This is a genomic window from Salinicoccus sp. HZC-1 (genome assembly GCF_046736035.1).
Classification (GTDB): domain Bacteria; phylum Bacillota; class Bacilli; order Staphylococcales; family Salinicoccaceae; genus Salinicoccus.
The window spans coordinates 1,257,962-1,277,146 of record NZ_CP177130.1; the positions used below are offsets into that span (position 1 = coordinate 1,257,962).

Genomic DNA, 19,185 nt, shown 5'->3' on the forward strand with positions numbered 1-19,185 from the left:
TTATATAAGATGCTATAATGAAATATAAATGTTAGTAGGATGGGAGTGCTGATTTTGAATCAATTTGACGAAACGATGAAGTTCAATGTTGAAGATACACAGGCACATGATGTCAAAGAAATACTCACAAATGTTTACAACACGTTGGAGGAGCGCGGCTACAACCCTATAAACCAGATTGTCGGCTACCTTCAAAGTGGTGATCCGGCCTATATCCCGCGCCATAATGAAGCGCGCAACCACATACGTCATATCGACCGCGATGAGATTATGGAAGTGCTCGTAAGAACATATGTCGAGCGGGAGCTTAGTAATTAGAACGCTTGGTCTGGATGTCGGAACCAAGACAGTGGGGGTTGCGCTGAGTGACGCACTTGGCTGGACTGCTCAAGGTTTGACGACTTTGAAAATTGATACTGAAAGTGGTATTTTCGGCATTGACGAAGTAGTGGACATTGTAAATGAAAATGATGTATCCACCATCGTAGTCGGACTTCCAAAACATATGAACAATTCAATTGGTGAAAGTGGAGAACGTTCCATCCACTACAGTAAATTGCTTGAAAAGAAACTGCCAGATGTTAAAATACTATTATGGGATGAGCGTCTCAGCACTGCCGGTGCAGAGAGGACGCTGCTAGAAGCGGATGTCTCCCGCAAAAAACGCAAAGCTGTAATCGATAAGATGGCCGCTGTATTCATACTGCAGGGCTTTCTCGATAACCCAGCAAAAGGAGAATAACCAATGAGTCAGGAAGAAATGGATTTTAACCAAGAAGAAGAACTTCTTACACTTTATGATGAAGAAGGAAATGAAGTACTATACCGAAAAATGCTGGAATTCCACCATCCTGAATTTGAAAAGGATTATGTAATCCTTGCTGAAGAAGGCAACTTCTCCAACGATGATGAAGAAATTGAACTCATCCCGATGATAAATGTTGCTGATGAAGACGGAGAAGGCGGCAAGTTCCTGCCGGTCGAAACTGACGAAGAGTGGGATATGATCGAAGAAGTGGTTAATACTCGTATGGATGATCCTGAGGAGTAAATCATTTTAAAAATGGTACAAAATGGCTTCCAATGTCAATTGGAAGCTATTTTTGAGATAGGAGTTTTATATGAGCAGACATGATGACATTAAATTTTCTAAAAATGTATCTTCCTACCTATCCCTGTTCGTCATTGGTGTACTGGTAATTGCTCTGATCGTCGGGGCCTTTTTGTTTTATTTGTACATAAAATCAGGAACTGGACCTCTGGATCCCAACTCGACAGAGACGAAGGAAGTTGTTATTGAACAAGGGTCGTCTTCCAGTATGATTGGTGAACAATTAGAGGAAGAAGGTATCATAAGGAACGGAACAATGTTTGAGTATTTCCTGAAATTGAATAGTATTACGGATTACCATGCAGGGGAGTACCAACTATCACCGAGCATGGATTTTGAAAAAATTGCAAAGACGCTGGAAACGGGCCGTGTTTATGAGGAAGTGCTGCACCGTCTGACCATACCGGAGGGGTATTCCCTGGAACAGATAGCGGACCAGATTGAGGAACAGCTGCCAATTACTTCTGACAATTTCCTGGAACTGATGAAAGATGAGGAATTTATAAAATCTCTCATTGAAGAATACCCTGAGATACTCACTGATGAAATATTAAATGAAGATATCAAATACCCATTGGAAGGTTATTTATATCCTGCAACTTATGATCTCACCGAAGAAGAACCAAGTGCTGAAAATCTCGTGCGTAAAATGCTTGATGCGACTCGATCCAACAGTTACGGTGTCTATAATTCTGTAGACAGCTACAGCATAAATGTAGCGGATGAAAACAAAGACCTTACATTCCATGAGTTTCTGACGTTGTCCTCATTAGTTGAGAAAGAAGCCACTTCCCTTGCAGACCGCTCTAAAATTACAAGTGTATTCCTGAACAGGATGGCAGAGACGCCAAGTATGCCGCTGCAGACAGATCCGACTGTACTGTATGCCCTTGGTGAACACCAGGAAAGGACATTGTTCGAGGACCTCGAGGTAGAGGATCCCTATAATACCTACATCCATACTGGATTGCCGCCGGGGCCGATTGCATCACCTGGTCTTGAATCAGTGCAAAGTACAATGAATCCTTCAAACACTAATTATTTCTATTTCCTTGCAGACAGTGAAGGGAACAACCACTTTGCAGAAACGTATGAAGAGCATATAGAAAACAGGGAAAAATACATTGATAACCAGTAGTTGGAAAAAGTAGCTTTTCAAGAGATATAAACTGTGCTACTATGAATTGTGATAAACTCAGCAACTGATAACGAAAGTTATCAGTTGTATTTTTTATATGTGGTGAAGACATGGAAATATTGGAATATATTGAAAATCTGAACAGCGCGCCTGAACTGTTTCCTGGCATGCTTTCGTATGCAGCCGAACACAAAGTGCCCATCATGGATTCTGATGCATTGCAGGTAATGAAACATTATATGCATCTGACAGATGTCAGGCACATTTTGGAAATTGGTACTGCAATCGGTTACAGTGCAATGCACATGCTTTCTGTCAGAGACGACGTATCGGTCGTCACGATAGAAAAGGACGAGAGCAGCCATGAAACAGCCCAGCGCTTTTTTGAGGAGTATGATATGGCATCAAGAGTGAAATCGATCCTTGGAGATGCCAAAGAGGTTAGACCGGAATCTTTGTCTGAAGAACCTTTCGATATGTTATTTATAGACGCTTCAAAAGGTAATAATGAATACTTCTTCGAAACTTACAGTCCTTTAGTTAAAAATAATGGTTTAATCGTTGTTGATAACATTCTTCTGAGAGGTTTAGTAGTGGAAGAGGATATCCAGTCAAGAAACAGGCGGCGGATGAAAGAGAAAGTCGATGCGTTCAATAAAAGAATCGCTTCTTCGGGGATGCTCTCATCATTTTTGCCGGTTGGTGACGGGCTTCTTATCATCAGTAAAAAGGAAGAGGGAACGAACGCATGAAAAGACCAACGATTATTGGAATAGCTGGAGGATCAGGATCAGGCAAAACATCTGTTACACGAAAAATAATGGAGGCACTGAATGGTCATAGTGTCGTCCTTATCGAACAGGATTATTACTACAAAGATCAAAGTGATAAAACTTTTGAAGAAAGATTGAAAACCAACTATGATCATCCTTTTGCTTTCGATAATGACTTGCTCATTTCTCATATCAAGCAGCTGTTAGATCGCAAGCCTGTAGAAGTACCAACTTACAATTACGAAATTCATACGAGAAGTGATGAAACGATTCTAGTTGAACCTAAAGATGTAATCATAGTCGAGGGCATATTTGCTTTGGAAAAAGAGGCATTGAGGGAATTGATGGATGTAAAACTTTATGTTGATACAGATTCCGATATAAGAATTCTTCGGCGACTGCAGCGTGATATAGAAAAGCGGGGCAGAACAATGGATTCAGTAATCAATCAATATTTAACAGTAGTACGTCCGATGCACTTACAGTTTATCGAGCCGACAAAACGTTTTAGCGACATCATCATACCTGAGGGTGGCGAAAACAACGTGGCAATCGATTTAATTACGACGAAGATCAGAACGTTGATTGATAATTAAAATATTTATATAAAACATATAGACAGATGGAGGAATTATGATGGACATGCAAAAAGAATTTCCGATGACACAGAGTGGTTATGAACAATTACAGGAGGAGCTTGAGCAATTAAAAACGGTCAAACGTCCTGAAGTTGTTGAAAAAATAAAAGTTGCCAGAAGTTTTGGCGACCTGTCTGAGAACTCCGAGTATGATGCGGCTAAAGATGAGCAGGGATTCGTTGAACAGGAAATCACAAAAATCGAAGACATGCTTCGTCATGCTAAAATCATAGAAGAGAGCAACAATACTAATGAAGTTCAGCTTGGCAAAACTGTAACATTCACTGAGCTCCCCGATGGAGACAAAGAGCAGTACCAGATTGTGGGAAGTGCGGAAGCCAATCCATTCGAAGGAAAGATTTCCAATGAATCGCCGATTGCCAAATCACTCATTGGTGCAAAACTAAATCAAGAAATCAATGTTCCGCTCCCGAACGGCAACGAAATGAAAGTTAAAATCGTTTCCATTGACTAGCAGTAACATCATAGGGATCATCGGTGCGATGAAACCTGAGATTGATATCCTGAAGGAGTGGATGGATATCAGCTCTACCGACAGCATCGCCCATACAAAAGTCTATAGGGGCGTACTCGAAGGCCATGAAGTGGCTCTTGTTGAAAGCGGAATAGGCAAAGTGAACGCAAGCATGATCACCGCGCTGCTAATTGACAGATATGATGTGCGCATTGTCATTAACACGGGTGTCGCAGGTGCATTATCTGACAAACTGGACGTCACTGATATGGTCGTAAGCAACTCAGTGCTCCATCATGATGTTGATGCTGTAGAATTTGGCTATGAGCTTGGCCAGGTGCCGGGAATGCCTAAATTTTATCTTGCTGATAAAGGGCTTGCCAAACTCGCTTTGGAAGCTATCAACAACAACCCTGAAATCCAGGGCCACGGAGGTCTTGTTGTCAGCGGAGATTCATTTGTAAGCAATTCAGAACAAAAAAAATCAATCACGAACAACTTTAGACAGGCGTTGGCTGTGGATATGGAATCTGCTGCAATCGCGCAGACCTGCTATCAATATTCAACATCTTTTGTCATCATCAGATCAATTTCTGATAAAGCAGATGATTCTGCCGATATGACTTACGATGAATTTCTATCGAAAGCTTGTATTCACTCGTCTGAAGTTGTAAAATCATTATTGAAGGACTTGTAATTTGGGGGGATATCCATGCTTTTTCTCATGATCATTTCAATCGTCATTACAGTCGTTATCGGGTACCTGGTATACAGGGATACTGAAACAGAAGATAATGAAATCGTTGAATAATCCATAAAGCGCCTTAATTTATTAAGGCGCTTTTAATTTTGTGTTAAAATATAGAAAAACTCATCAGAGGTGCAATATATTGAAGCTCTTGAAAAAATACTTCCTGCCCAGTGATCATGTTAAGCATTTTTACTCTATCACTCCTGAATATTTAAAAGATCGTAATATTAAAGCAGTGATTACTGACTTGGATAATACGCTAGTCGGGTTCGATGAACCGTATGCGAATGATGCCGTTATCAAATGGTTCAAATCCTTGAATGAGCATGATATAAAAGTGACGATTGTATCAAATGGCAATAAAATGCGCGTAAGTGAATTTTGTAATCCTCATGATATAGATTATATATTCAGTGCAAAAAAACCTTTGGGAAGAGCCTTTAGAAAAGCAATTCGAATGATGAATGTTGATAAAAATGAAACTGTTATGGTCGGAGACCAGCTCATGACCGATATTTTCGGCGCCAACAGAACAGGACTGGAAAGTATCCTTGTTCTTCCTGTTAAGAAAAAGGATGGCTGGGCGACAGTATTAAACCGTAAAATTGAACGGCGGATTATGAAATATTTTGACCGTAAAGGTCTTATCAAGTGGGGGGAATAAAGTTTGGAAACACTTAAGTGTATCGGCTGTGGTGCAGTACTGCAATCAGAGGATGAACAAAAACCGGGGTTTATACCGGCAAGCGGTATTGATAAAGAAGATGCAATATGCAAAAGATGTTACCGTTTAAAACATTATAATGAAGTGATGGATCTGGATGTTAATTCGGGCGACTTTCTGGCGATGCTCAACGCGCTCTATGAAACAGACGGACTGATTGTTAAAGTCATCGATGTTTTTGATTTTAACGGCAGTTTTATTCCATCGTTCAACAGAATTGTCGGAGATAAAAATGTTTTGGCAGTCATTAATAAAATCGATCTGCTGCCAAAATCAGTCAACAGGAACAGAGTGGTCCACAGAGCGAAACATATGCTCAGTGAAGCCGGCATCACGGCTGTGGATACTGTTGTAATCAGTGCAAAGAAAAATGAAGGTATAGATAAACTCGTTGACAAGATGTCAGCGCTCGCCGGAGACCTGGATGTCTATGTTGTCGGCACAACGAACGTGGGCAAGTCGACTTTGATCAACAAGTTGATTGAGAATACTACGGGGGATAAAGAAGTCATTACTACAAGCAAGGTTCCGGGAACAACTCTGGATCTGATCGATATCCCGCTTGGACCGGATACATCTATATATGACACGCCGGGGATAGTCGTAGACTCTCAGATGGCACATTACGTGCATAAAGATTCACTGAAGTATATAACCCCGGTCAAGGAAATAAAATCCAAAGGGTTCCAGCTCAATGCCGGGCAGACTCTATTCATTTCTAACCTTGCAAGGGTGGATTTCATAGAAGGCGAGCGAAACAGTTTTAATGTGTATGCCTCGGATAAAATCAATATTCACAGGACAAAACTGGAAAATGCGGATGTGTTTTATGAAAAGCATTATAACGGATTACTGGCGCCGCCTGAAATAGAACAGCCGTACTTATCAACGGATTATTCCGAGTTTGATTTCACCGTTGACACGGACAGCGACCTGTCAATCAGCGGACTGGCATTTGTATCTATAAATGCAGGCGCTAAAATAAGTGTGAGGGTTCCAAAAGGAGTCGATGTTGTTTTAAGGCCGACTATATTTAAAGGAGGCGTATGATGGGTAAATATGCAGTAATAGGTCATCCAATATCCCATACGTTATCCCCACTCATCCATCATGCAAATTTTGATGCCAAAGGAACGGATGATGAATATAAGGCACTTGCTGTATCTCCGCAGCAGCTTGAGTTCATCAAGGATATTGCAGAAAAGGAATCTCTAAGCGGGTTCAATGTTACGCTCCCCCATAAGGAAGCGATAATGGAATATCTAGACGAAATAGACGAAGGTGCAAAAAACATCGGCGCTGTTAACACGGTAGCTGTCAGAGATGATGTTTTTAAAGGCTATAACACTGATATCTCGGGATATATGAATGCATTCACAGCACGCTTTGGGCATGAGAAACATAATGTTCTGATCCTTGGTGCCGGCGGCGCCGCAAAAGCTGTACAGAGAGCCCACAGCGACCATGGTGATGAGGTCACCCTGGCAGCAAGAAGAGAAGAAAGCTTCAAAAGATTTACAACAGGTGATTACACACCGCTGTTAATAGACAATATTTCAGCCGAAGACCACTATGATGTCATCGTTAATGCAACACCAGTGGGGATGAAACATGAGGATTTATTTGAAGTGATGGGGATTCCCACTGCAATTGTCAAAGAAGATACAATTGGGATGGATTTGATCTATCAGCCCGAATGGACGAAATTTTTAACTTACTTTAGTGAACAAAATGCGATGAATGGTTTGCCGATGCTGGTTTCGCAGGCAATGGATGCCTATACGATCTGGACTGGCGAAACGGGAGACCATGAAGCTGCAAATAAAAAATGTAAAGAATACTTTGGAGGTAAATCATGACTAAATTAACTTCACGTCAAGTGAAGCAGCTCAAATCAGAGGCACATCACCTGAATCCGATTTTCCAGGTTGGAAAGAACGGAATTAACGACAATTTCATAGAACAAATCAGTGATGTTTTGGAGAAGAGGGAACTCATAAAAATTTCAATACTGCAGAACTGCCTTGAAGATAAAGAGGATATAGCCGAACAAATCAGCACTTCAACAAACAGTAATGTGGTGACGATAATCGGTAATACGATTATCCTGTACAAGGAGTCCGATAACAGTAAAAAGATTGAACTTGTATGAAAATAGCTATCTTTGGCGGCAGTTTTGACCCTGTTCATATTGGACATGTCCATGCGGTAATTGAAGCTAAAATGGCATTGGACCTGGATAAGATTATATTCATACCTGCGAAACAGGCCCCTCTAAAAACGACTTCTCCGACAGAGGACAGTCATCGATTGAAAATGCTGCAGCTTGCGGTCCGGGAATATGATTTCATAGAAATCGATAATTTTGAACTGGGGCAGGATGGGGTCAGTTATACGTATGAAACAGCAAAGTATCTGACTGGAAAATACCCGGACGATGAAATTTATTTCCTTATGGGAATGGATCAGTATAATAATTTTGAAAAATGGAATCATAAAGACGAATTACTGAATATGATGAAATTTGCAGTCATGGGCCGCGCTGCCGGTGATATGAATATCGAACAGCCATTCGTTCCTGTCCATCAGCCTGTCGTTGAAGTGTCTTCAACGACAATACGTGAACGTGTCGCCAAAGGTGATATAGTACGGCACCAATTGAATACTGCCGTTTACGAGTATATAAAGGAGCAGGGATTGTATGAAGCATAAAGATGCACAGGAAATCGTAAAAGAAAAATTACCGGAAAAACGATATAAACATTCCAAACGTGTTGCAGAAACCGCTGTAGAAATGGCTAAAATCTTTGAAGCTGATGTAGATAAATGCTATTTGGCGGGCATACTCCATGATTATTCAAAATACGATGAGCTCAGTGAGATGTATCAGTGTGTAACGCAGTATAAGCTGGACCCGAATCTTCTGAGTTTCAAATCTGAAGTTCTGCACGGTCCTGTGGCCGCAGTAAAGATGAGAGAAGAGTTCCGGATAGATGATGAAGAGATTTATCAGGCGATCATGAATCACACATCCGGCAGAAGCCATATGACATTGATTGAGAAAATCATTTTCACAGCGGACTATATAGAACCGAAACGCACTCAGCCGGGTGTGGATTATATCAGGGATATTGTTTTTGAAGAACAGAATTTAGATTTTGCAGTTTACGAAATAACGAAATCCAATATACTGCATCTGGTATCTAAAGACCGTTCGATTTATCCAAGAACATTAGATTGCTTAAACTATTACAATATGGTTAAGGAGTGACAAAATGAAAAGTGAACAACTGGTCCAATTAATGATTGAAGCATGTGATGATAAACGTGCTGAAGATATAATGAAATTCGATGTAACCGGCACAAGCAGTGTGACCGATTATTATATTATCTGCCATGGTACTTCCGACAGGCAGGTTCAGGCAATTGCCGATGAAGTAAAAGAAGTTTCCAGGAACAACAGCATTGAAGCGGTTGTCGAAGGATACAGGGAGGCAAAATGGATCTTATGTGACGTGAATAATGTGGTTGTTCACGTATTCCATAAACCTGAGCGTGAATATTATAATCTGGAACGCCTCTTTAAAAATGGTGAGCATGTTGAGGTCTGATTCAGTCTATAAGCAGTTCAGCAAGTATTATGATGAGCTGACATATGATATGCCGCATGAGCTCTGGCTCGATATCATCCATCAATATAAGGGAGGCAGAAATTCTGTTCTCGATATTGGCTGCGGTACGGGTAATTTAACACGTCTCCTGGATTTTGATGAAGTATATGGATTTGATCAGTCTGAACTGATGCTTGATGAAGCCAGGGGAAAAGGGCCGGGAACTATCAATTATTTTACCGGTGATATGAGAGACTTCGAACTGGAACGCGGTTTTGATGTGATTTGTGCAACAGTGGATGTATTGAATTACTGCAAAGATCCTGAGGAAGTAATGCAGGTGTTTGAACAGGTGAAGAACCATTTGAATGAAGACGGCGTCTTCATTTTCGATATACACAGTGTATTTAAAATGGAAAACGACCTGAATGATGTCACTTACAGTGATGAAACTGAGCATATCACCTATATTTGGCATGCAATTGCCGGCGAGGTGCCGCTATCGGTCATCCATGACCTGACATTCTTCGTGCAGGATGAGGAAAGCCGTGAAAAATACAGACGTTTTACTGAAACACACATCCAGAGGACATACAAACATAAAGATATGCTGAAGATGATTGACGATGCCGGATTATCGGTCGATTTGGCATTCAGTGATTTTGATTTGGAAAATCCAGTGACAGATGTTTGTGAACGAATATTTTATGTAGTCAAAAAAGCTTTGTAGCCGCTTGGTTGCAAAGTTTTTTTGAGTTTTTTTATTTACTTGAAGAAGAAAAAAATCAAAATGGCCTTTTTTACCTATATATAGATAAAGACCTTTTTAAGGAGGTAGATTATGGACATTAAAGATTTATGGAATCGGTATAACGTTTATATCGCTGGTGGATTATTTTTGGTCGTTGTCGTTGTCGTGGCAGTGATGATTTTTCCGAAAGAAAGCCGGGTTGAAGTGATTGACCCTCTTCCGGTGGCAAATTTGGACGAAGAGAGCGAGGAAATGCCGGCTGTCATTGAGAATACGCATATTTTCGTTGAAGTAAAAGGAGCGGTCAAATATCCGGGTGTTTTTGAAATGCCGGCAGATGCCCGCGTTAAAAATGTGCTTGAAATGGCCCAGGTAGAGCCTTCTGCCGATCTTTTGAGTGTGAACCAGTCGCTGAAGCTGATCGATGAAATGGTGATCTATATACCAAGGGAAGGGGAGATGGCTGAATTCAATCCATCCGCCGACTACGACCAGGCTTCCGAATCTGATTCAGAAACTGAAAACAGTGTCGTCAACATCAATACTGCCGGTGTCCCGGAACTTACGACGCTAAATGGAATCGGGGAGAAAAAAGCACAGCTCATTATCGACTATCGTGAAGAGAATGGTTTGTTTATGAAGGAAGAAGACCTGATGAACATCCCGGGTATCGGAGAAAAAACATTTGAAAGTCTAAAACCGTATATTACAATAGATTAAAAGAGAAGAGAGGGATAATTTTGAGAATCGATTGGCATGAATATTTTTTGGCACAAAGTCATCTGCTGAGTCTCCGGTCCACCTGTGAAAGGCTTAAAGTGGGTGCGACAATCGTTAAGGATAACCGCGTCATTGCTGGTGGATATAATGGCTCTGTTTCAGGCGAAGATCATTGCATTGATGTTGGCTGTCTTTTAGAAGGCGGCCATTGCATCCGTACGATACATGCTGAGATCAATGCACTGCTCCAATGCTCCAAGTTTGGTGTGTCTACAGAAGGGGCGAGTGTCTATGTCACGCATTTTCCATGCGTACACTGTACGAAATCACTCATTCAGGCAGGAATCAGCAATATATACTATGCAGTGGACTACAAAAACCATGAATATGCTCTGAAACTGCTGGATAAGACGGGTGTTCATTACGAGCGCATCGATTTTGATAATGAGCGTGTGGCTCATTATTTTGAGAAAATCGTATGATTGTCTTTTTAATACTTTTAAGCATCATGAATGGCTATATCACTCTGGGATCCCCGTTACTGGGGATCTTTTTTATATTGGTGACCGGTTTAATTGCCTGGAGGAAATTTCACTCGGTCATCTTTATGGTATGTTTATCGTTATTGACAGCCCTTACCATCGCGGCTGCCTTTTTATTGCCTGAAAGTATTGAAGAAGAAAAGATCGATCTCATTACAGTATCCGGATATAAATACTATAAAGATGGTATTGCGCATATTGTAACGCATGAAGACAGAACCTATGATATGTTTCTAAACAACTCATCAAAGATTCCGATCGGTAAGATATGCAAAGATATTTTTGAAGTCACTGTACCGGGGGAAGAACGGAATTTTATAAAGAAAAATGACCGTCTGAACTTAAAGGTGAATGGTATTGACGGGCGCATCTATCATGATTCGATTGATATGGACTCATGTACCGACGGCGATTTCGATTTCAGTATGCATCTTTCAGACATAAGGGATAAATACATCAGCAGGATGCTTTCAAAATCCAGTTTCGATTACACATATGATATATTGACGCTTTCCATCGGTAATAAATCCTATATTTCTTCAGAATTCTTTGATGCATTGCAAAAACTCGGCATATATCATCTGTACGTTATTTCGGGGACCCATGTAGCGTTCGTCAGCGGTATATTATTCTTTACTCTAAAGAGGATGAGGTTTACCATCAATGTGATAAAAATGATGATGATTGTTTGTCTGCTTCTATTTCTGTCATTAAACTTCTTCAGTCCAAGTGTCTTCAGGGCGGTGTTAATGGCGATTCTGCTTATTGTTACCTCTTTTTTCAGACAAAAGCCTTATTTGACAGTCATATCTCTCACAGCAATCTTCCAAATACTATATAATCCGTGGGTGATGTACCATGCCGGCTTCCAATTATCTTATATCACGACTTATTTAATCATCCTGAGCAGAACATATTGGCAGGACAGGGGCCCTTTTATCCAGTTGATGGGCATAACAGCGATTGCGGAAGTGTCTACGCTTACGATTGTCCTGCAGCAATTTAATGAAATCAGCATAAGCGGAATTATTATGAACTTTTTCTTTGTACCTTTGTTTTCATTTATAATTTTCCCAATGGTGATTATTTATAATTTTATGGTTTTCACCGTATTTCCGGTATTTGCAGACGAAATATATCATTTTGTATTTACGTTATTAAAAGATCTGATTTTTATTTTGGCTGATGGAATCAAGCACCGTTTCTCCGTAAAAAGCCCAAATGCTTTGTGGCTTATTCTATTGATCATTTTGTCCTACATGATCATAAAGGAAATCTGCCTCGGTAATTTTAAGAGAACCACATTTTATTCTGCAGCTTTTATCTTATGTATGCTTTTGCTTAATAAACTCTCGTGGTTTGATTATACTGTGACAATGGTGGATGTAGGGCAGGGAGACGCATTTATAGTGGAAGATCATAAAAATAATGCGGTTGTACTGATAGATACAGGTGGGAAGTTTTATCCGGAGGAGAGCCAGTACCGTCTGTCTGATAAAACGGTCCTCCCATATTTAAAAGAATCAGGCGTCGACCGGATAGACATGATGATCCTGTCCCATATGGATTTGGATCATACCGGGGAAGCGGATTATATTTTGCAGAAAAAGCAGGTCGATTATATTTATGTGAATCCATCAGACCCCGCATTCAGTGAGTGGTACCAATCGGATGTGCCTGAAAGTTTTGACGGTCAATTCATCAATGCAATGGATACTCGGACAATCGATATAGGAGATATGCAAATCACAAAGTTATTTCCTCTGAAACCGGTGGCAGGTGAAGATTCCAATCAGCATTCTTTAGTTGTGATGATGCATGCGGGGCAGTTCAGCTTTTTATTCACCGGTGATATTGATGTGGACATAGAAAATGAATTAATCGATACTTATGGTCAAATAGAGACAGATATACTAAAATTAGCACACCATGGTTCAAATACATCAACCGGGGAAGCATTCGTTGAAAATACATCGTTCAAGTACGCCCTTGTGTCTGCCGGAGTCAACAATAGGTATGGTCATCCTCATCCTGAAGTCGTGCAGCGGGTAGACAGTGTGCAGGTGTTTGATACGTCCAGGCATGGTATGGTGCGCTTTCATATAAAGGGCAGGAAAATGTGTGTCGAAACCAAACTGCAGCCCGGTTTAAATCACTGCATAAAAAAAGAGCTGAATTAACAGCTCTTTTAAAAGATGTTACATATCTGCAACGATTTGGAAAATCTGTGCAATAATGTAGATTACAGAAAGACCGGCAAATCCCACAACAAATGCAAGACCGGAATCAATAATATCATTATTCTTGGACTGTACATGTTTTTCGAATTTATTCATGAGATAACCTCCTAAACAAGTCAATTACAGTATAGGATATTTCAGATGAAAAAGCTATAATAGATTTAGAAATAATATAGGAGTGACTTAATTTTGGAACGATTACAGCTGATATATGGTACGAATACCATGCGCATGACTGAGATGGCAAAAGAGCTGGCCAGTTCATTTTTGGAAGAACTTGATGAGTTCAGCCTAGTTACTCTGAATTATAAAGAGACATCAATTGAAACAATTGTAGAAGAAGCGCAGACATTGCCGTTTCTATCAGATCGGAAAGCGGTCATCGTGAACGATGCGTTTTCTTTCACCGGTGCCAAAGTGAAATCTGAAGTGATTCACGATATTGATCGGCTGGTCGACTACCTGACCCATAAAAATGACGACACGTTACTTATTTTTAAAGTGTTCAACGAACAACTCGATAATCGTAAAAAAATCACAAAAATTATGAAGCAAAAAGGCAAAGTAACGGAAGTTGCCGAAATGAATGAACAAGAAATCCGCCAATACTTATCAGGGTTGCTGTCTGAAAACGGAGTAGCAATGGATAAGGAAGCAATAAATGCTTTTATTAACAGAACCGGTATTAATTATGAAACAGTGACGAATGAGATTCATAAATTGATGTTGTATGCCGACGCTGGCATCAGTGCAGAAGATGTCGAATCAGTGGTCAGTGTCAGCCTGGAACAGAATATATTTAAACTGACAGATCTGATTCTTTCAGGGAAGAAGGCACAGGCGGTCAAACTGCTCAGAGAACTGATTTTACAAAAGCAAGAGCCAATGCAGCTTCTGCACCTGATCATCGGTCAGTTCAGATTGCTGTATCAGGTGAAATTGCTGTTATCACAAGGATATCAGGCTGACAACATTGCCAAATCACTCAAAGTGCATCCCTACCGGATAAAGCTTGCGAGCCGTGATGTGGGTAAATACAATCAGAAGGTTTTGGAAAGTAAAATGGTAATGTGCAGGAATATAGATTACAAATTCAAATCGAGTTATCTGGACAGGGAAACGTTGTTTGAATTGTTCGTTCTGGAAATTTAAAAAAACCGGTGCCCAAAATATATTGGGCACCGGTTTAATGGTTTTCTGGTAAAAGAAAAAACCTTCATAAGTGAAGGTTTTATTTAGCCATTAATCTTGATTTCACACGTGCAGCTTTGTTAGTGTGAACTAAGTTTTTCTTGGCTGCTTTATCAACATGTTTAACTGCTTCTGATACAAGAGCATCAACGTTTTCTGCATTGTTTTCTTTAGCAGTTGTTGCGCGCTTAACTGCAGTACGCATTTCATTCTTTTGGGCAATGTTCTGATCATGAGCCGCTTCGCTTGTTTTTACTCGTTTGATTGCTGATTTAATATTAGGCATAGCATTCACCTCCGTCTCGGACTTGTACAACTTTAATTGCAACAAAAGTTATTTTATCAAAAGTAAGGACTATATGCAATATAAATGGGAAAATGAATTGAAGAAAAAATTGATTGTTGTTATAATACAAACATTGTTATTAAGAGAAAGTTGGAAGATATATGAATGATCAAGAGCGTATTGAACGACAGGAAAAGATTAGAAATTTTTCAATCATTGCGCATATCGACCACGGTAAATCCACTTTGGCTGACCGTATACTGGAAAATACGCAGTCGGTCGCTTCAAGAGAGATGAAAGCCCAGCTTTTAGACTCCATGGATTTAGAGCGTGAGCGCGGTATCACAATCAAGCTGAATGCCGTTCAGTTAAAATATACAGCAAAGAATGGCGAAGACTATATTTTTCATCTTATAGACACTCCGGGTCACGTAGACTTTACATACGAGGTTTCCCGTTCACTTGCTGCCTGCGAAGGCGCGATACTGGTAGTCGATGCTGCACAGGGGATTGAAGCACAGACTCTGGCAAACGTTTACCTTGCACTGGATAATGAGCTGGAGCTTATTCCGGTAATCAACAAAATAGACCTGCCTGCTGCAGATCCGGAACGGATTGCACAGGAAGTGGAAGATGTCATCGGTCTGCCGAAGGAAGATTCGATTCTGGCATCTGCCAAAGCGAACATCGGCATCGAAGAGATTCTGGAGAGTATTGTGGAGACAGTGCCGCCTCCATCCGGAGATCCTTCAGCACCGCTGAAAGCTTTAATTTTCGACTCTGTTTATGACCCGTACAGAGGTGTTATTTCTTCCATAAGAATTATGGAAGGGACAGTTAAAGCCGGAGATAAAATCAAAATGATGTCGACTGGCAAGGAATTTGAGGTTGCTGAAGTCGGCATCAACACACCGAAGCCGCTGCCTGCAAAAGAACTGACAGTGGGCGATGTCGGCTACTTGGCTGCATCCATTAAGAATGTAGGGGACTCTAGTGTCGGGGATACGATAACGCTTGCCGACAATCCGGCTGAAACGCCGCTGCAAGGTTACAAAAAGATGAACCCGATGGTGTTCTGCGGTATGTATCCGATTGAATCCAATAAATATAACGACCTCCGTGAAGCTTTGGAGAAATTAGAACTAAACGATTCTTCACTTGAATATGAAGCGGAAACTTCCCAGGCACTGGGCTTTGGTTTCCGCACAGGGTTTTTAGGATTGCTCCATATGGAAATTGTCCAGGAACGTATCGAAAGAGAGTTCGGTATCGAACTTATCGCTACAGCACCTTCAGTTATATATGATGTCCATCTGACGGACGGTTCAAAAATTGTTGTGGATAATCCGGCACAGATGCCGGATCCGCAAAAAGTGGAACGCATAGAAGAGCCTTATGTCAAATCAACAATTATGGTTCCAAACGATTACGTTGGTTCAGTGATGGAACTATGCCAGAGAAAACGCGGCAATTTCATTACGATGGATTACCTTGATGACATTCGTGTGAATATTATTTATGAAATTCCGTTATCTGAAATTGTATTCGACTTCTTTGACCAGCTGAAGTCCCAGACTAAGGGATACGCATCATTTGATTATGAATTAATCGGATATAAGGAAAGCAAACTTGTCAAGATGGATATTCTATTGAACAATGAGACAGTGGATGCACTGAGCTTTATCGTCCACCGTGATTTTGCATACGAACGCGGTAAATTCATAGTAGAAAAGCTTAAGACACTCATTCCGCGCCAGCAGTTCGAAGTACCTATCCAGGCTGCAATCGGACAAAAAATCATTTCCCGTACCAATATTAAATCGATGGGTAAAAACGTCCTGTCCAAATGTTACGGCGGAGACATCAGCCGTAAACGTAAACTGCTCGAGAAACAAAAAGAAGGTAAGAAAAAAATGAAGTCGGTCGGCAATGTGGAAATTCCACAGGAAGCATTCCTGGCTGTCTTGAAAATGGATGAAGAGTAACAGCCACTGGTTCAGTGGCTTTTCCTTTTGATTGGAGTGAAATTGATGGCTGAAAGTATGTATATCCATATACCATTCTGCAACCGGATTTGTACGTATTGTGATTTCAATAAAGTACTGATTGATAACCAGCCGGTAGATGCTTATGTAGATGCATTGATTAAAGAAATGAAGATGATAGCGCCACAAAAACTGCGCACGATTTTTGTCGGCGGCGGAACGCCCACTGCGCTCGATGAAGCACAGCTTGAGAAACTGCTTATTGAAATCAATAACAGGTTTACAGTAACTGAAGAATTCAGTTTTGAGGCAAATCCGGATGAGCTGACAATTTCAAAACTGGATCTGCTCCATAAATACGGAGTGAACAGAATCAGTCTCGGGGTACAGACATTTAACAATGAATTGTTGAAAGTCCTTGGCCGATCGCATGATTATGACGATATATTCAGAGCGATTAACCATTTGGAAGAAATCGGATTGAATAATTATTCCATAGATCTGATGTATAACCTGCCGGGTGAAACCATGCAGGATATCGAAGATAGCCTGAGATATATCTCTGAGCTGAAGCCGAAACACATTTCCTGGTATTCATTGATCATTGAACCCCATACTGTTTTCTATAACCGCATCAGAAAAGGGGAGATGAAAGTGGATGACGACGAAATGGAAGGCGAGAAGTATATGCATATCATCGATGAATTGGACAAACTCGGATATCCACAATACGAAATATCCAACTTCTCCAATCCCGAATATGAATCGGAACACAATAAGACATATTGGAAAAATGATGAATACTTTGGCCTTGGAGCGGGAAGTCACGGTTATATTGGCGGCAGAAGATATTACAATATCAAGCCGGTCAACCATTACATCAAATCGATGGAAGAAAAAGGTTCGGTTGTTAAAGAAACACTGGAACTCACATTGAAGGAGCAGATGGAAGAGGAGATGTTTCTCGGACTTCGTATGAATCGCGGTGTTGATATCAGGCGGTTCGAAGAAAAATATGGCAGGAGCATAGATTCTGTTTACGGAAAAATCATTGATGAAGAAATTGCCAAAGGCAATCTTGCTGAAAATGAACGGTATGTTTATTTGACCGAGGCGGGAAGACTGGTCGGCAACAGTGTCTTCATCGGATTTTTGGACTAATTCAATATAAACAAACTTATGGATTGACATACTTTGACCAATTTGATAAATTAATATTGGCACTTAAGGATATGGAGTGCTAATGAGGTGATGTCAATGTTAACAACCAGGCAGAAAATCATCCTTTATTCTATAGTGGATGATTTTTTGAATGTTACGATGCCGATTAGCTCTAAACACCTGATTGACAAGTATAACCTTGACATATCATCAGCAACCGTAAGGAATGAAATGGCAAAGTTGGAAGCTCACGGTTATTTGACAAAACCGCATACTTCCTCCGGCCGCATCCCTTCCAGGAAAGCACTGAGACATTATATCGAAATGCTGACCGACAAATTGGGGCAGGAGTATAAGGCACCTGACTTAAGGCTCAGCCCCCAGGTTGTTTATGATATGGAGCACGATGAGATGAGTCAGGCACTTGCTGATTTTTTCAGCGGAATGACAAGTTATCTGGCTCAGGTTTCTATGTCTGAGGAAGACGAGCTGGTGAAAGGACTTTACCTTACACCCATAACAACTTCAACTTTACTTGTCATTATCGTCCTTGAATCGGGCACCATTAAAAAAATCCCGATAAAAATGAGTGAGGAAATCACTATTACGGACCTTGAAAAGCTAGGGAATGAATTGAATTCGATTGTCGTGAACCAGCCATTCAGTAAACTGGCATTTAAAATGAGTGCCATGGCTTCAGACAATCGGATCGGTGTCCTGATGACAAGTATCATTGATGGGGTTTCAGATGGAATCAATGAACATAAGTTGATCAGTGGTCGTTCAGGCTTCAATCATTTGATTCATCAGATAAACAAAGACGCGAGCACCCTGCAATTTCTATATAATGATATGGAATCAGATCAGTTGAATAAACTCATTGATCTGAATACAATTGACGGTGTTGATGTGTACTTTGGAGATGAACTTAATAGGAATTATGATTCAATATCAGTAATTACCACGAACTTTGACATTTTTGGTCGAAGGGCAAATCTGATGATTATTGGTCCCGAAATTATGAGTTACAAAGAAGTCATAAGGCTGTTGTACTCATTCAGGAACCAGGAACGTGAAAGGGAGTGACT

At 40.6% G+C, this 19,185-nt stretch carries 25 protein-coding genes; 23 read left to right on the plus strand and 2 right to left on the minus strand.

Annotated features, from left to right (window positions below; translation table 11 throughout):
• Window positions 1–54 precede the first annotated feature (54 nt).
• From ACKRAT_RS06245 to ACKRAT_RS06335, 19 genes are all read left to right on the plus strand, one after another.
• Entirely contained in the window at window positions 55–318 is a 264-nt protein-coding gene (locus tag ACKRAT_RS06245; protein ID WP_411844234.1) for an IreB family regulatory phosphoprotein, read from the plus strand.
• The gene (ruvX, locus tag ACKRAT_RS06250) at window positions 293–742 is read left to right on the plus strand and encodes a Holliday junction resolvase RuvX (protein ID WP_411844235.1); all 450 of its coding nucleotides are present in this window, start codon (window positions 293–295) and stop codon (window positions 740–742) included. Before ACKRAT_RS06245 ends, ruvX begins: the two co-directional genes overlap by 26 nt.
• A gap of 3 nt (window positions 743–745) precedes the next feature.
• Entirely contained in the window at window positions 746–1,051 is a 306-nt protein-coding gene (locus tag ACKRAT_RS06255) for a DUF1292 domain-containing protein (RefSeq protein ID WP_411844236.1), read from the plus strand.
• Between the two features lie 70 nt (window positions 1,052–1,121).
• Window positions 1,122–2,249: an endolytic transglycosylase MltG gene (gene mltG, locus ACKRAT_RS06260; RefSeq protein ID WP_411844237.1), complete on the plus strand. Its 1,128-nt coding sequence runs from the start codon at window positions 1,122–1,124 to the stop codon at window positions 2,247–2,249.
• A gap of 110 nt (window positions 2,250–2,359) precedes the next feature.
• Window positions 2,360–3,001, plus strand: coding sequence for an O-methyltransferase (locus ACKRAT_RS06265; protein ID WP_411844238.1), 642 nt, complete (start codon window positions 2,360–2,362; stop codon window positions 2,999–3,001).
• Window positions 2,998–3,618 (plus strand): uridine kinase, encoded by a 621-nt coding sequence (udk, locus tag ACKRAT_RS06270; RefSeq protein WP_411844239.1) that lies wholly within the window; start codon window positions 2,998–3,000, stop codon window positions 3,616–3,618. The genes ACKRAT_RS06265 and udk overlap by 4 nt, the downstream gene beginning before the upstream one ends.
• A 40-nt stretch (window positions 3,619–3,658) precedes the next feature.
• Window positions 3,659–4,135 carry a transcription elongation factor GreA gene (gene greA / locus ACKRAT_RS06275; RefSeq protein ID WP_411844424.1) on the plus strand — a complete coding sequence of 159 codons (477 nt, stop codon included), beginning with the start codon at window positions 3,659–3,661 and terminating at the stop codon, window positions 4,133–4,135.
• Entirely contained in the window at window positions 4,128–4,832 is a 705-nt protein-coding gene (locus ACKRAT_RS06280; protein ID WP_411844240.1) for a 5'-methylthioadenosine/adenosylhomocysteine nucleosidase, read from the plus strand. The genes greA and ACKRAT_RS06280 overlap by 8 nt, the downstream gene beginning before the upstream one ends.
• Before the next feature lie 193 nt (window positions 4,833–5,025).
• On the plus strand, window positions 5,026–5,550 hold the full coding sequence (locus tag ACKRAT_RS06285; RefSeq protein ID WP_411844241.1) for a YqeG family HAD IIIA-type phosphatase: 525 nt from the start codon (window positions 5,026–5,028) through the stop codon (window positions 5,548–5,550).
• Window positions 5,551–5,553: 3 nt separating this feature from the next.
• A complete protein-coding gene (yqeH, locus tag ACKRAT_RS06290; RefSeq protein ID WP_411844242.1) occupies window positions 5,554–6,660 on the plus strand; it encodes a ribosome biogenesis GTPase YqeH in 1,107 nt (368 codons plus the stop codon).
• Complete coding sequence (aroE, locus tag ACKRAT_RS06295; RefSeq protein WP_411844243.1) at window positions 6,660–7,469, plus strand: shikimate dehydrogenase; 810 nt, start codon at window positions 6,660–6,662, stop codon at window positions 7,467–7,469. The genes yqeH and aroE overlap by 1 nt, the downstream gene beginning before the upstream one ends.
• Window positions 7,466–7,762, plus strand: a complete 297-nt coding sequence (gene yhbY, locus ACKRAT_RS06300; RefSeq protein ID WP_411844244.1) for a ribosome assembly RNA-binding protein YhbY — start codon at window positions 7,466–7,468, stop codon at window positions 7,760–7,762. Before aroE ends, yhbY begins: the two co-directional genes overlap by 4 nt.
• Window positions 7,759–8,322 (plus strand): nicotinate (nicotinamide) nucleotide adenylyltransferase, encoded by a 564-nt coding sequence (nadD, locus tag ACKRAT_RS06305; protein ID WP_411844245.1) that lies wholly within the window; start codon window positions 7,759–7,761, stop codon window positions 8,320–8,322. Before yhbY ends, nadD begins: the two co-directional genes overlap by 4 nt.
• On the plus strand, window positions 8,312–8,881 hold the full coding sequence (gene yqeK / locus ACKRAT_RS06310) for a bis(5'-nucleosyl)-tetraphosphatase (symmetrical) YqeK (RefSeq protein WP_411844246.1): 570 nt from the start codon (window positions 8,312–8,314) through the stop codon (window positions 8,879–8,881). The genes nadD and yqeK overlap by 11 nt, the downstream gene beginning before the upstream one ends.
• A gap of 4 nt (window positions 8,882–8,885) precedes the next feature.
• A complete protein-coding gene (gene rsfS / locus ACKRAT_RS06315) occupies window positions 8,886–9,221 on the plus strand; it encodes a ribosome silencing factor (RefSeq protein ID WP_411844247.1) in 336 nt (111 codons plus the stop codon).
• The gene (locus tag ACKRAT_RS06320) at window positions 9,208–9,951 is read left to right on the plus strand and encodes a class I SAM-dependent DNA methyltransferase (RefSeq protein WP_411844248.1); all 744 of its coding nucleotides are present in this window, start codon (window positions 9,208–9,210) and stop codon (window positions 9,949–9,951) included. The genes rsfS and ACKRAT_RS06320 overlap by 14 nt, the downstream gene beginning before the upstream one ends.
• Window positions 9,952–10,062: 111 nt before the next feature.
• On the plus strand, window positions 10,063–10,692 hold the full coding sequence (locus ACKRAT_RS06325; RefSeq protein WP_411844249.1) for a helix-hairpin-helix domain-containing protein: 630 nt from the start codon (window positions 10,063–10,065) through the stop codon (window positions 10,690–10,692).
• Between the two features lie 17 nt (window positions 10,693–10,709).
• On the plus strand, window positions 10,710–11,174 hold the full coding sequence (locus ACKRAT_RS06330) for a ComE operon protein 2 (protein WP_411844425.1): 465 nt from the start codon (window positions 10,710–10,712) through the stop codon (window positions 11,172–11,174).
• Window positions 11,175–11,350: 176 nt separating this feature from the next.
• Window positions 11,351–13,414 carry a DNA internalization-related competence protein ComEC/Rec2 gene (locus ACKRAT_RS06335; RefSeq protein WP_411844250.1) on the plus strand — a complete coding sequence of 688 codons (2,064 nt, stop codon included), beginning with the start codon at window positions 11,351–11,353 and terminating at the stop codon, window positions 13,412–13,414.
• 18 nt (window positions 13,415–13,432) lie between these two features.
• Here the strand turns inward: ACKRAT_RS06335 and ACKRAT_RS06340 are convergent, their stop codons facing one another.
• Window positions 13,433–13,570 (minus strand): YqzM family protein, encoded by a 138-nt coding sequence (locus ACKRAT_RS06340; RefSeq protein WP_411844251.1) that lies wholly within the window; start codon window positions 13,568–13,570, stop codon window positions 13,433–13,435.
• 93 nt (window positions 13,571–13,663) lie between these two features.
• On the opposite strand from ACKRAT_RS06340, the gene holA reads away from it, so the two are divergent.
• Entirely contained in the window at window positions 13,664–14,626 is a 963-nt protein-coding gene (holA, locus tag ACKRAT_RS06345; protein WP_411844252.1) for a DNA polymerase III subunit delta, read from the plus strand.
• Window positions 14,627–14,705: 79 nt separating this feature from the next.
• On the opposite strand, the gene rpsT is transcribed toward holA, so the two are convergent.
• Complete coding sequence (gene rpsT / locus ACKRAT_RS06350; protein ID WP_411844253.1) at window positions 14,706–14,951, minus strand: 30S ribosomal protein S20; 246 nt, start codon at window positions 14,949–14,951, stop codon at window positions 14,706–14,708.
• Between the two features lie 161 nt (window positions 14,952–15,112).
• Here rpsT and lepA point away from each other — a divergent pair, with 161 nt between their 5' ends.
• From lepA to hrcA, 3 genes are all read left to right on the plus strand, one after another.
• The gene (gene lepA / locus ACKRAT_RS06355) at window positions 15,113–16,936 is read left to right on the plus strand and encodes a translation elongation factor 4 (protein ID WP_411844254.1); all 1,824 of its coding nucleotides are present in this window, start codon (window positions 15,113–15,115) and stop codon (window positions 16,934–16,936) included.
• A gap of 42 nt (window positions 16,937–16,978) precedes the next feature.
• Window positions 16,979–18,097, plus strand: a complete 1,119-nt coding sequence (gene hemW, locus ACKRAT_RS06360; RefSeq protein ID WP_411844255.1) for a radical SAM family heme chaperone HemW — start codon at window positions 16,979–16,981, stop codon at window positions 18,095–18,097.
• Window positions 18,098–18,193: 96 nt separating this feature from the next.
• Window positions 18,194–19,183, plus strand: coding sequence for a heat-inducible transcriptional repressor HrcA (hrcA, locus tag ACKRAT_RS06365; RefSeq protein ID WP_411844256.1), 990 nt, complete (start codon window positions 18,194–18,196; stop codon window positions 19,181–19,183).
• The last annotated feature ends 2 nt before the right edge of the window (window positions 19,184–19,185 follow it).